A 12,129-nucleotide genomic window follows, 5' to 3' on the forward strand; every position below is an offset into this window, starting at 1 on the left:
ACGGCGGCACCCGGCCCAGGCTGCGCGGCCACGCTGCGCCGGGCCGGACCGACCGGAGCAGACAGATGAAACGCATGGAACGTGCATGGAACGAGGTCAGCGGCGCCGCGGGCGTCGCGGCGCTCGCGGCCGTCGAGAGCGCGCTGGTGTTCGCCATCGTCGTGATGACGGGCGTCGGACACTGACGCACTGCTCGTCGAGCCGGCCGCGGCGGAAGCCGTGGAAGATGTACAAGCGCGCTGGCAAATTTGTCGCACCGCGCGACCCGTTCGCCGGCCGCGAGTGAACCGCGCGCGGCACGCATCCTGCTCCGCGCTCGTCTTGCTCTGAAAAAGGAGGCGTCCATGTATCGCGTCAACGAGATCATGTCGCGCGACGTCGTCTGCGTCGCGCCGAACGACACGATCCGCCATGCGGCCGAACTGATGCAGCGCTTCGACATCGGCGTGCTGCCCGTATGCGAAGGCGGCGAACTGGTCGCGATCGTGACCGACCGCGACCTCGCCATACGCGCGCTGTCGCATGGCCATTCGCCCGACACGCCGGTGAAGGCCGTCGCGTCGGCGCCGGTGCAATGGTGCATCGAGGACGACGGCGTCGGCGACGTCCAGCAGCGCATGGCCGACGTGCAGTTGCACCGGATGCCGGTCCTCGACGGCCAGCGCCGCGTGGTCGGCATCGTGTCGCTCGGCGACATCGCGACGCGCGCCGGCGGCCCGGCGCGCGACGAGCTGGCCAACACGCTCGAGGACGTGTCGCTGCCGCGCCGGCGCTGATGGCGGCTACCCAGGCACCCCCTATCGTTTCGACCAGGAGAACAGCGATGACAACCGACCGGGCGCCACGCGCGCATGCAGGGATCGTCGGCGATGACGGCCGCTCGACGGGCGGGCCGGGGCCGGACGTGATGGCCGCCGGCACGCTGCAAGACGATCGCGTGCTGACGATCGACGGCGACGACATCGGCAAGGTCACGCACATCATGCTCGATGTGCGCGCCGGCCGGATCGCGTATGCGGTCGTGTCGTCGGGCGGCTTTCTCGGCATCGGCGACAAGCTGCTCGCGCTGCCGTGGAACGTGCTGACGCTCGATGCGGCGCGTCGCTGCTTCGTGTTGCCGGTGCCGACCGAGCGCGTACGCGAGGCGCCGGGCTTCGACAAGGATCGCTGGCCCGCGATGGCCGATCCGGCGTGGGCCGAGGCGCTGCATGCGTACTACGGCGCGTCGCCCTACTGGCTGATCGAGGAAGGCGAAACGGCGCTCGATTCGCCGCCTTACGAGGCGTCGCCCGGCGGCCCGGAGAATGACGCGACGACCGGGCGGCAATGAGATGGAGATGGCGGCCTAACGCGCCGCAACGGACCGTGCAAGCTCGCGCGCCGCGCGAAGGTGTTCGTTGAGGGTGGGCAGCGCATCGGCCGCGAACGCGCGAAGCTGCGCGTCGCGGCCGTCGCGACGTTCGGCTTCGTAGAGCTTCACCGCCGCCTCCTGCGCCGTCGGCCCGGCGACCGACAGGTAGCCTTTGTCGAACGCCACGCCAGTTTCGGTGCGCAGCGCAGTGAGCGCCGGGTCGACCAGCATGCGCGTCTGCACGGGCACGCCTTTACGTGCGCCGAGCCGGCGCAGTTCGGCCGTCATGCGGCCGTAGTCGTCGACGATTCTGCGCGCGAACGCTTTCAATTGCGGATTCGACGAGCGCTCGAGCGCGAGCTGGCTCGCCTGCACCGCGGTCGTGCCGACGATGCCGGCCTTGTCGACGAACTCCGCATCGAAACCGGTGGGCCGTCGTGTCATGTCCGCCTCGTCGGGCGTCTCGCCCGGGCGCACGACGCCAGGGGCAACGCGCACCGAGGATGCCGGGGGCGGCTGCGGGAGCGCCGAGGTGGCGGCCAGTGCCAGCGCCGTCGGTATCGACAGCAGCAGCGGGATGCGAGGGGACGCCCTGCGGTGGCCTCTGTTGCCGTGATGGTTCGTGCTCGTCTTCATCGGCGTCTCCGTATTCGTCGGTCGATCGGCGCGCGAAAATCGCGACGGCTGCGGGCGTATGCGTCGCGGCGGCGCAGCGCACATTCCGAACACTTGCAACCGTCAGACGCGCTCGTCCGTCGTGCTACTTTCAGCGCACCGTCGACGCGTCTGTCGCACACGCCCTCCGTGTCACGCACGATGTAAAGCGCGCCGTGACGTGCTGCCGCATCACCACGCTGGTGCAGCGTGCTACTCCCCAGCGTACGTTCAGCGGCTCGTGCACCCCCGCCGGCCCGCCTGTCGCATTTACGACGCGAAACGCCGCCGCACGTTGCCGCTGCGTGTCGACTCGCCTACGCGCTCGGGGCGCGTCACTTCCAATGCATCTTTAGCCGTTCCAGCACCCACGCCGCGCCGTCAACTCGACCACCCCGCTGCGTCGCGCTACTTCCGGCCCACCTTCAGCCGATCCTGCACACCGCTCACGCCGCTGACGTCACGCACGACGCGGATCGCCGCCGCATGCTGCGGCTCGTCCGGCACGCTGCCCGTCAACTCGGCCACGCGGCCGTGGACCTGGACATCGATGTCGTCGGACGCGAGGCCGCGCTCGGCCACGAGCGCCGCGCGGATACGCGATGCGAGCGTCGCATCGCGCAGCTGGCCGCCCACCGCCGATGCTTCGCTCGCGAGCTTGTGCCCCACGCTTTCGTCGGCCGCTGCCGGGCGCGGCGTCGCGACGCACGCGCAGGACAGCAGCAACGCGCCGATGATCTGCGCGGCCGGCCGCATCCGCCTGCGATGCGCCGGCCGGCCGCCGATGCCGTCGCGTTGCGTGTAATTCGATCGCTTCATCGTCCGCTCCTCGGGATAGGCGCATGCAACCGCAATTCAGTGCTGTCCCCGGCCGGCCGCCGCCGCTCCGTCACCCTCGGACGACACGTCGACGATCACGCTCGCGAGCGTCGGCATATCGACCGGCTTGGGCAGATACGCGTCGAAGCCGGCCGCCATCACGCGCTTGCGCTCTTCCGCGCCGGTATGCGCGGTCACGGCAACCACGGGCATGCGTGCGTCGTCGCCCGGCAGATGACGGATGTGATCGAGCAGCCAGAAGCCGTCGCCGTCGGGCATGGCGAGATCGGACAGCACGACGCCAGGCCGCTGGCGCGACAGCGCGTTCAGCGCGTCGCGCCCAGAATGCGCCAGTGCGACCTGCGCGCCGAACGTTTCGAGCGCGGCCGCGAGACTCGCGCGCGACGTGGCGTCGTCGTCGACGACCAGCACGCGGTAGCCGTCGAGCGCGACCGCCTTCAACGCCGTGGCCGGGCGCGCCGGATCAGCGGCCGGATCGTCGGCGTCCCAGTCCACCGGCAACGTCACCGTCACGGTCGTGCCGAGGCCGGCGCCAGGGCTGCTCGCCGCCACGTCGCCGCCGTGCAGCCGCACGATATTGCGCACGATCGACAGGCCGAGCCCCAACCCGCGTTTCGGCGAGGCCGCAGCGCCTTCCGGCCGGTTGAACGTATCGAACAGATGCGGCAGCCGCTCGGCGGAAATGCCGTGGCCCGTATCGGTGACCGCCATGCGCACGCGCGCGCCGGCGCGGGCCAGCGACACGGTGATGCGACCGCCCGACGGCGTGAACTTGATCGCGTTCGACAGCAAGTTGGACAGCACCTGGCGCAAGCGCTCCCCGTCCGCGGAAATGACGCAGTTCGTCAATGCGCAGTCGGTCGACAGCGCGATGCCGTTCGCGTCCGCGCTCCCGCCGAGTTCGCGCACCGCATCGCGCACGATGCGCACCAGATCGACCGGCGCGCGCTCGAGCCGCGTACGCCCGGTCGCGAGCGACGATGCGTCGAGCAGGTCGCCGACCATCCGCGACAACGACCGCGCGCTGCGATCGATCGCATCGATCGCCTGCTGCGCGAATGCCTGACCGTCGACGCTGCGCAACACCTCGACCCAGCCGTAGATCACGTTCAGCGGCGTGCGTAGTTCGTGCGATACGGTGGACAGCAATTCGTCCTTCAGCCGGTTCGACTGGTCCGCCTGCACGCGTGCGCCGCGCAACGCCCGCAGGTGGCCGCGCTCGTCGCGCCGCCGTTGGTCGGCCTCGCGCAGCGTGATCGACAGGCCCGTACAGTTGCCGCCGGCATCGACGATCGGTGCGGCCGCGAAGCTCGCGCGGAAACGGCCGCCGTCGCCGCGCACGCACAGCACGTCGAACGGGCCGACGGCCGCGCGCGGGTGCTCGAACGACGCCGGAAGCGGCTGCAGCCGGAGCCAGCGCGGTGCGATCAACGTCGTGACGTCGCGACCGATTGCCGCCGTCGCATCGACGCCAAAGATCCGACGCGCGGCCCGGTTCCAGCTGACGATCCGCCGTCCCGCGTCGACGCCGACGATGGCGTCGGGCGACGCGTCGACCACGCTGTGCAACAACACCAAGTCGTCGGAAGGCGCATGCTCGAGCGGCGCGGCTGCGGGCTCGCGACGCGTCGGGCTGGGCGCTTCGTCGTCGCTGTCGGCGCCGCGCAAGCGGTCGTTCGCAAACAGCGGCTTGACGGCCACGACCAGTGCGCACTCGACGAAACTGATCGCGACGAACGCGACGGCCTGGGCCAGCAATTCGGAAGGCGCCGCCGGGCGCCACCACAGCGCGCCGATCACGGCGAGACTGACGGCGGTCGCAGCGAGCCCGCCGGCCAGCGAAGTCAGCCAGGCGGCGGCCGCGACGCCGGCATAGAACGGCAGCGGTGCGAAGGGCTCATGCACGCCGACGACGCGAATCGCCCACGCCTGCAGCGCGGACGCCACCCCGACAGCAAGCAGCACCCACGCGCCCTGCCGAAAGAGCTCACGGGTTAAGGTCCTCATCTTTCCCTTGCATCGCGCCGGCGACCGTCATTTCGCGGCTGCCGCCCCGGCGGAGGACTAGCCGCAAAGCATGCCGGGCGAGCCTCGACGGCACAGCAACCAGCGTACCTGCGCGGGATCTCGGGCGTAGGCCGCGGACCGCCCCGCATGTCGCAGCGGCGCATGTCGGATGGCCCGCCGCGGTGCGCGCAGGCATTCCCGGCCCTACAAATGTCTGACGAATTTGCATTCGTCGACTGTAAAAAAGCAACGATCCCGATCGCCGTAATGCGATCGGATATTTCTAGAGGCCACACGCCGCGCATTGAAATTTTCTATATCGCGGCACTGCGACGGCCATTCCGTTGTCGATGTAGATATTGCAACCGACGGAATGCGCGACGCCGATTTTCAAAACGGCGCGCGCTCTGACAGTCATGGTTGAATTCAATGCCCATCCAAAGCAACGCGGCGATGCATCGCGGCTGTCCGGCCGCTCGACCGCGGTGCGCGTATTGCAGGACCGCATCGAGCGGATCGCCCCGACCGGCGCCAGCGTGATGATCGCGGGCGAAAGCGGGGTCGGCAAGGATATCGTCGCGCGGTGTCTGCACGCGCTCAGCGCGCACCGGGACGGACCGTTCGTGCCGGTCAACTGCGGCGCCATTCCGGCCGACATCGCCGACGCGCAGATGTTCGGCCACGAGAAAGGGAGTTTCACCGGCGCGGTCGCGCGGCGCGAGGGCTTCTTCGAAGCGGCGTGCGGCGGCACGTTGCTGCTCGACGAAATTGCGGAAATGCCCGCGGCGCTGCAGGTGAAGCTGCTGCGCGCGCTCGAGTCGAACACGATCATGCGGGTCGGCGGCAGCGAGCCGATCGCACTGAACGTGCGCGTGCTGTCGTCGACGCGTCACAATCCGGCGGAAGCCGTGCGCACCGGCCGCTTGCGCGAGGATCTGTTCTACCGCCTCGCCGCCTTCGCGCTGTATGTGCCGCCGCTGCGGCAGCGCAGCGGCGACGCCGAGGCGATCGCGCATGAATTCGTCGCGGCGCTGAACGCGCGCAACCGCGCGCACAAGCAGCTGACCGATGCGGCGATCGCGGCGCTGCGCGCGTATTCGTGGCCCGGCAACGTGCGCGAACTGCACAACATGATCGAGCGCGCGTACATCCTCGCGGACGACGGGATCGAGCTCGCGCTGCCGAAGCTGGCGATGCCGCCCGAGCACACGTCGAACGACCGGATCGCGCTGCCGATCGGTGCGACGCTGCACCATGCGCAGCAGCGCTTCATCGCCGCCACGCTGCATCACTTCGACGGCAACAAGCCGCGCGCCGCGAAGGCGCTCGGCATCAGTCTGAAAACGCTCTACAACCGGCTGGCGCTGATGCGCGACGACGGCCACGCGTGAGCGCCGCCGCGCGCGGCGGGCCGCACCGCGTACCGGAGGAAGGTCAGGCGATCTTGAACTGCCCGACCGTCGTGGCGAGCGCGTTCGCCTGCGTCTGCAGCGCGGTGGCGGCCGCGGTCGACTGCTCGACGAGCGCCGCGTTCTGCTGGACCATTTCGTCGAGCTGCGTGACCGCGCGGTTCACTTCCTGGATCCCGCGGGTCTGCTCGTTGGCCGCATGGGTGATCTCCGAGATGATGGTCGTCACGTTGGCGACGTTCGCGACGATCTCGCGCATCGTGTCGCCGGCCTGCCGCACCTGTCCCGACCCGGCCGACACGCTCGCGACCGTCGATTCGACCAGCACCTTCACTTCACGCGCGGCCTGCGCGCTGCGTTGCGCGAGGCTGCGCACTTCCTGCGCGACCACGGCGAAGCCGCGTCCCTGCTCGCCCGCACGCGCGGCTTCGACGGCCGCGTTCAACGCGAGGATGTTGGTCTGGAACGCGATGCCGTCGATCACGCCGATGATGTCGCCGATCCGCCCCGACGCTTCCTCGATCTTGCCCATCGTCGCGACGACGTCCGACACCACGACGCCGCCGTGCGACGCGATCCGCGACGCCGATGCCGCGCGTTCGTCCGCCTGCGTGGCCGCAGCCGCCGACTGGCCGACCGTCGCGGTGATTTCCTCCATCGACGCGGCGGTTTCCTCGAGGCTCGCCGCGGCGGATTCGGTGCGCGACGACAGATCCTGATTGCCCGCGGCGATTTCGTTCGCGGCCGTGCGCACCGATTCGCTCGCGTCGCGGATCTGTCGCATCACGTCGTTGAGCTTGTCCACGAAGCTGTTGAACGAGCGCGCGATGTCGGACACCTCGTCGCGCCCCTCGGCCGGCAGGCGCTGCGTCAGGTCGCCGGTGCCGGAACCGATCGAGGCCATTGCCTGACGGACCTGCGAGAGCCGGCGAAACGCGGTCGTCGTGATCGCACCGATGATCACCGACGCGATGCCGACGATCACCACCAGCGTAATCAGCGACGCGGTCAGCAGCGATCGCATGCCGGCCGTCGCTTCCGCTTTGTCGAGCAGCACGAGCGCATACCAGTCGGTGCCGGGCACCGCCTGCGCGCGCACCAGCTTCGCGTCGTCGCCGACATGCACTTCGACCGGCGCGGTGGCGGTCGCGATCGACGCGGCGCTCATGCCGCCGAGTTCGGACGACACGTCGGCGACCGGCTTCAGCGTGAGCTTCGTGTCCGGATGCGCGACGACGTGGCCGCTGCTGTCGACCAGCATCCCGAAGCTCGCGGGCGTCGGGTGGATCGACTTCACGTTGGCGATCACGCTGTCCATGCCGACGTCGGCGCCGACGACGCCCTTCAGCACGCCGTCACGCAGGATCGGCACCGCGAACGAGACCACCAGCTTGCCGGTGCCCGCGTCGACGTAAGGCGGCGTGACGACGGGCTTGCCGGCCTGCGCGGCCTGCTTGTACCACGGCCGCACGGTCGGATCGTAGTCGGACGGAATGCCGGTCGGGTCGGCGAAGTGGTACACCTTGTCCGCATAGCCGGCGTACACGTTAGTGAAGCCGCCGGCTGCGGCCATCTGCTTGAACACCGGCAGCGGATCGGGCGACAGCGCCGCATCCTGCAGCGACGCGATCATCCGGCTTTTGGTCGCGACCCAGTCGCCGATGCCGACCACGTGGCCGCTCGCGACGGATGTCAGGTTGCGATCGATCGCATCGTCGTTGTACGAGCGCGCGATGAAGTAGTTGATGAGCGTGGTGGCGACGAGTGCAAATACGACGATTGCGACGCACGCGGCAAGAATGCGGGTGCGGATGGACGAGAGCATGGCAGCAACGACTCAGTAAGGAAGCGCGAACGCGCAGTGGACCAGTTCACCTGGTATACGGCAATTGCGCGGTTTACTTGAGGTTGTCGTGATGATTCGCAAACGTGTGGCGAATCGCGCGAGCGCTCGCCCATGCGCGAGCGGGCCGCCGGCATCCGGCGGCGCATCGGCGTCACGGATGCCGGCTGCTGCTCCTGTCCGACTCGTTGCGTCGCGTGCCGGACGACGCGTCGCGCTCGAGTTCGTCCTGCCTGCGCATGCGTTCGCGCAGATGGCGGATCGCGAACACGTGGATGTAATCGTGCACGCGCGCATCGGAGGACAGCGCGCGCACTTCGTCGTCGAGCATCGTGCGCAGCTGGTCGGCGTCGATCGCGCGCTGCGCGGCGGCGGCCTTCAGCGAATCAAGCAAATTGTCGGGTGACATCGACGGCTCCTGGCGGGTCGAGGAACGAAGATCAAGGGCACTACCTGAAGATTAACGACTGGACGCGCGCCCGGCGTGCGATGCACCGATGCGGGTTTGCGCGCGATCAACGGCACCTTGCGTGCCGCCGCGTCGACCGTTCGAAGGATCGATACGCGCGCAGATTCGCGGCTCAACTGGCCGCGAGCAACCGGAAGCATGACCACGTCCCCCCGAGGACGAGATATCGTGCGATCGCGCCGACGACGAACCGTCGCGATGACAGCGATACATAGAGCAAGTTAGACGGGCCGAAATGCCGCGTCAAGCAACGCGTGCAGACCGCCATTCGTCAGTTCGAAGGGGCAAGACAGGCCGCACGACGAGGCCGCACGACGCGTGCCCGTCACGGCCGCGGGATGCAGGTTCGAGCGGTATCGCGGCCGTGCATCGGCCGCACTTGTCAGTGGATTCCGATAGCCGGCGCGCATCGGCCTACAGCGACTTCAGCACGCACCGATTGGCAACGTCGTGCAGGCGGAAGATACTGACGTCATGAACCAAGCGTTCATACCGTTCATCGCGCAGCCGGCCATCGAGCCGGCACGCGGGGTCCGGCGCAGGAGACCAACCATGACATATCGCACGATCCGGGCCCGCGACGCACTGCGGCGCCCGCGCGCGCTGCCCGGCCCCGCGGGGTCGGCCGGGAATCGTCCGTACGAGGATCTCGACGCGCTGCTCGCGCTCGCCCGTGAAGCGGGCTTGCTCGTCACGCTCGATGCGCAGATCGGCCGCGAAAAGTACCAGAGCATTGCCGGTTCGGTGCGCGCGTTGCAGCGCTTTGCGGCGGCGCTGTGCGTGCGGACCGCCGCGCCCGCGCCGATCGTCACGATGCCGCGCCGCAAGCCGCGCCCCGGCTGGCCGCATCTGCGCGATCGCCGGCCGGGCTCGCGTGCGCACCTGCATGCGATGCATCGGTGCATGCGTGCATGCCGGCGTACGCGCCGCGCGCGCGATCAGCGAACGCTACGTGCCGCATGAGCGACTGAGCGCCGACGTCGGCGGCGTCGCATGACCGAGCCGCGGCCGCAGATGCATCGCTCCACGTCGCACCATCATCCGCCGTTGCACACCGCGACATCGAACCAGACCATACCTGCGAGAAAAGCCGTTGGCACGCGGCCAGGAAAGCGGACGGGGTGAACTCCACCCCGTCCGTTATCCAAGGCAGCCGCAGGCTGCCTACCCTCGTGCCAGAGAGTCCCTGACGGGATCGCGCGCTACGCGCTGCATGGCCGCACCCCGGAAAGCGGACGAATCGAACCGGCCCCAGATGCTCGCCGGATCGCGGCGTGACGGGCGCACGACACGACGCACGCCGCGTGCGCAACTATTCCGAATATCTTACAGAAAGCACGCGTCGTTTCTACCGCAGGTCGACGAAAGCATCGCCCTTGCACGCGGCGCGGTCAATCCTTTACGCCGCGCCTCGCACCAGCAACACCGGCACCTGCGCGACATGAGCAATGCGCCGCGCGACGCTGCCGATCAGCCACGCCGCGATGCCGCGGCGGCCATGCGTACCGACGACGAGCAGCTCCGCGCGCCAGTGCACGGCATCCCGCATCAGCGCGTGCGCGACGTCGTCGCTGGTCGGGCGCGTTTCGACGATGCCGCGCTTGGTTGGATTTCCCACGGCATGCAACAGCGGACCGACCCGCGCGAGTGCGTCCTCGCCTTCCGCGCGATATGCGTCTTCGAGCGCGCGCACCGGCACGATGTCCGTCAGACGAATCGCGCGGTCGACGACATAGGCAGCGTACAGCAACGTCGTCGGCGCCGCGAAGCCGAGCCCGACGCGTACCGCGTGCAGCGACGGCTCGCTGCCGTCGACCGCGAACATCAGCCGCTGCAGCGGCCCGTCCGACGGCCGCGCATAGCCGGCAGGCACGATCAGCAGCGCGCACTGCGCGCGCGCCGTGAGCGTATCGGACACCGCGCCTTCGAACAGCCTCAGCAGGCCGTGGTGCGGATTCGCGCCGACCACGAGCACATCGGCCTGCCATGCCGACGTGTCGCTCGCGAGCGCATCGGCCACCGTACCGCCGGTGACCGACGTATCGACGATCGCCTGCTCGACGGCCACGCCGCTGTCTTCGAACAACGCGGCAATGCGCGCGAGCGTCGCCTGCGCTTCACGCGTCATCTCTTCGCGCGCCGATGTCAGCAGCGCGTCGACGCGCGGGATGTCGGGCAGCACGAGGCGCGGATTGTCGATCGCGCAGACGATGCGCAACTGCATGCCGGGGCGCAGCAGCGTGCGCGTGTAGCGGGCGGCCGACAGCGCCTCGGGCGTCGGATCGACGGCCAATGCGATTCTGGCGAGCGTCGGAATGGATGGGGTGGATGGCATGGCGGCGGTCTCCTCGCGGGCACGTCGTCGGGAGCGACGACGGATGCTTCGCGCGGCGGCGGTGCACGTCGGCCGGACGGCCGGCGCGGTCGCACGAATCGACGGCTGCGCACGCGAAGCGCGGACAAGCGATTTCGACAGCATATGACGTCCGGCCCGCGCACGCATGATCGTGATCAATGCGGCCGCGGGCCGTCGCCGGTGCGCACCGGTCCGCTTACGGCTTCGTCGGCGCGGATGCGCTCGCGCGGTTCGCGTAGAACATCGCATACGCGATGCCGAGCGGCACGCCCCTCACCGGGCCGATCGCGAGCGCGGCCGGAATCCGCACTATCGGCGCGCAGCGCCCGTCACTTCACTTGCACGCCAGCACGACCACGCCGCCGATACCGCCGGCATTCGGCACCGAGCCCGCGTAGCCGACGGCGACCAGCGGCTGCGTCGCATCGTGGCCGACGACGACCGACTGAATCGACAGCTGCCCCGTTTTCGACGTCCCGTTCAACGGTGCTTGTGCGTACGTCAGCGTGTACGCGGTGTTTGCGACGTTGAGCGACAGGCGCAGGTTGTCGAGCGTGCGTGCGCCGAGATCCAGCGTAGCCGTAGTCGCGCCGAGCGTGCCGGACGCGCCGCCGTTGTCGCTCGCGACCGTATCCGCGAGCAGTTGCGTGCAGGCGAGCGTACCGCTCGTCGCCGTCAACGCCAGCGGCGTACCGACGGCGTAATGAACGCCTTGCGTGCTGGTATAGGTGTTGCCGTCGGTGTCCATCGCCTGGTTCCACCGGCCGATCGCAACGTCGGTGCCGCTGCTCTGGATCTCGGTCACGGCGCCGTGATCGAGACCGAGACAGTCGGTCGCCGCAGCGGACGACGCGAGCGTGGTGAACGCGCCGCTTGCCTGCTGAACCAGACTCGACGCAGGCGCGTTCGGCGCGGTGAAGTTGCGGTTGTTCGCATATGCGGGCGGCAGCGTGGGCACGGTCACGATGGCGAACTGCCCGTTATTCGCCGCGATTTGCGACGCGGAACCCGTGTACGTAAACTTGCCGGCCGGCCGACACGCCGCCTGGGCAGCTGGTGGCACAGGTTGCGGCGCTACGGGCGCCGGAGACGACGCCGCACCGGCGACGCCGGCGCTCATCGGATTCACGCCGTCGCCGCCACATGCAGACAGTGCCGCCGAGACGAGTGCAGTTGCCAACAGGGCCGGCAAACGAATGG

Annotated in this window: 10 protein-coding genes and 1 pseudogene; 4 read left to right on the forward strand and 7 right to left on the reverse strand. The window is 69.2% G+C overall.

What is annotated here, in order from left to right; all coding sequences use genetic code 11:
* Positions 1-344 precede the first annotated feature (344 nt).
* Together AK36_RS05110 and AK36_RS05115 are read left to right on the forward strand one after the other, a co-directional pair.
* Positions 345-776: a CBS domain-containing protein gene (locus AK36_RS05110; RefSeq protein WP_011882196.1), complete on the forward strand. Its 432-nt coding sequence runs from the start codon at positions 345-347 to the stop codon at positions 774-776.
* A gap of 47 nt (positions 777-823) precedes the next feature.
* Positions 824-1,330 (forward strand): PRC-barrel domain-containing protein, encoded by a 507-nt coding sequence (locus tag AK36_RS05115; RefSeq protein ID WP_045578021.1) that lies wholly within the window; start codon positions 824-826, stop codon positions 1,328-1,330.
* Between the two features lie 15 nt (positions 1,331-1,345).
* Here AK36_RS05115 and AK36_RS05120 read toward each other — a convergent pair whose 3' ends face one another.
* The 3 genes from AK36_RS05120 to AK36_RS05130 form a co-directional block, all read right to left on the reverse strand.
* Entirely contained in the window at positions 1,346-1,987 is a 642-nt protein-coding gene (locus AK36_RS05120; RefSeq protein ID WP_045578022.1) for a DUF4142 domain-containing protein, read from the reverse strand.
* Between the two features lie 426 nt (positions 1,988-2,413).
* The gene (locus tag AK36_RS05125; protein ID WP_045578023.1) at positions 2,414-2,824 is read right to left on the reverse strand and encodes a BON domain-containing protein; all 411 of its coding nucleotides are present in this window, start codon (positions 2,822-2,824) and stop codon (positions 2,414-2,416) included.
* Between the two features lie 36 nt (positions 2,825-2,860).
* Complete coding sequence (locus AK36_RS05130) at positions 2,861-4,852, reverse strand: hybrid sensor histidine kinase/response regulator (protein WP_045578024.1); 1,992 nt, start codon at positions 4,850-4,852, stop codon at positions 2,861-2,863.
* Positions 4,853-5,196: 344 nt separating this feature from the next.
* Between AK36_RS05130 and AK36_RS05135 the strand changes: the two are divergent.
* Positions 5,197-6,243 (forward strand): annotated as a pseudogene (locus tag AK36_RS05135) (sigma-54 interaction domain-containing protein).
* Positions 6,244-6,286: 43 nt separating this feature from the next.
* Here the strand turns inward: AK36_RS05135 and AK36_RS05140 are convergent.
* A complete protein-coding gene (locus tag AK36_RS05140) occupies positions 6,287-8,086 on the reverse strand; it encodes a methyl-accepting chemotaxis protein (protein WP_014724910.1) in 1,800 nt (599 codons plus the stop codon).
* 172 nt (positions 8,087-8,258) lie between these two features.
* Positions 8,259-8,513 carry a DUF3562 domain-containing protein gene (locus AK36_RS05145; protein WP_011882189.1) on the reverse strand — a complete coding sequence of 85 codons (255 nt, stop codon included), beginning with the start codon at positions 8,511-8,513 and terminating at the stop codon, positions 8,259-8,261.
* 612 nt (positions 8,514-9,125) lie between these two features.
* Between AK36_RS05145 and AK36_RS05150 the strand changes: the two genes are divergently transcribed.
* Positions 9,126-9,536 (forward strand): hypothetical protein, encoded by a 411-nt coding sequence (locus tag AK36_RS05150; protein WP_011882187.1) that lies wholly within the window; start codon positions 9,126-9,128, stop codon positions 9,534-9,536.
* A 436-nt stretch (positions 9,537-9,972) separates the two neighbouring features.
* Here AK36_RS05150 and AK36_RS05155 read toward each other — a convergent pair whose 3' ends face one another.
* Positions 9,973-10,908, reverse strand: coding sequence for a universal stress protein (locus AK36_RS05155; protein ID WP_045578434.1), 936 nt, complete (start codon positions 10,906-10,908; stop codon positions 9,973-9,975).
* 355 nt (positions 10,909-11,263) lie between these two features.
* The gene (locus AK36_RS05160; RefSeq protein ID WP_014724914.1) at positions 11,264-11,893 is read right to left on the reverse strand and encodes a hypothetical protein; all 630 of its coding nucleotides are present in this window, start codon (positions 11,891-11,893) and stop codon (positions 11,264-11,266) included.
* Positions 11,894-12,129 lie beyond the last annotated feature (236 nt).

Source organism: Burkholderia vietnamiensis LMG 10929, from assembly GCF_000959445.1.
GTDB lineage: Bacteria > Pseudomonadota > Gammaproteobacteria > Burkholderiales > Burkholderiaceae > Burkholderia > Burkholderia vietnamiensis.

What these genes read in the sequence shown, in the direction of transcription:
- AK36_RS05110 (WP_011882196.1), top strand. Translation starts at nt 345, where the DNA reads ATGTATCGCGTCAACGAGATCATGTCGCGCGACGTCGTCTGCGTCGCG.
- AK36_RS05115 (WP_045578021.1), top strand. Translation starts at nt 824, where the DNA reads ATGACAACCGACCGGGCGCCACGCGCGCATGCAGGGATCGTCGGCGAT.
- AK36_RS05120 (WP_045578022.1), bottom strand. Translation starts at nt 1,987, where the DNA reads ATGAAGACGAGCACGAACCATCACGGCAACAGAGGCCACCGCAGGGCG.
- AK36_RS05125 (WP_045578023.1), bottom strand. Translation starts at nt 2,824, where the DNA reads ATGAAGCGATCGAATTACACGCAACGCGACGGCATCGGCGGCCGGCCG.
- AK36_RS05130 (WP_045578024.1), bottom strand. Translation starts at nt 4,852, where the DNA reads ATGAGGACCTTAACCCGTGAGCTCTTTCGGCAGGGCGCGTGGGTGCTG.
- AK36_RS05140 (WP_014724910.1), bottom strand. Translation starts at nt 8,086, where the DNA reads ATGCTCTCGTCCATCCGCACCCGCATTCTTGCCGCGTGCGTCGCAATC.
- AK36_RS05145 (WP_011882189.1), bottom strand. Translation starts at nt 8,513, where the DNA reads ATGTCACCCGACAATTTGCTTGATTCGCTGAAGGCCGCCGCCGCGCAG.
- AK36_RS05150 (WP_011882187.1), top strand. Translation starts at nt 9,126, where the DNA reads ATGACATATCGCACGATCCGGGCCCGCGACGCACTGCGGCGCCCGCGC.
- AK36_RS05155 (WP_045578434.1), bottom strand. Translation starts at nt 10,908, where the DNA reads ATGCCATCCACCCCATCCATTCCGACGCTCGCCAGAATCGCATTGGCC.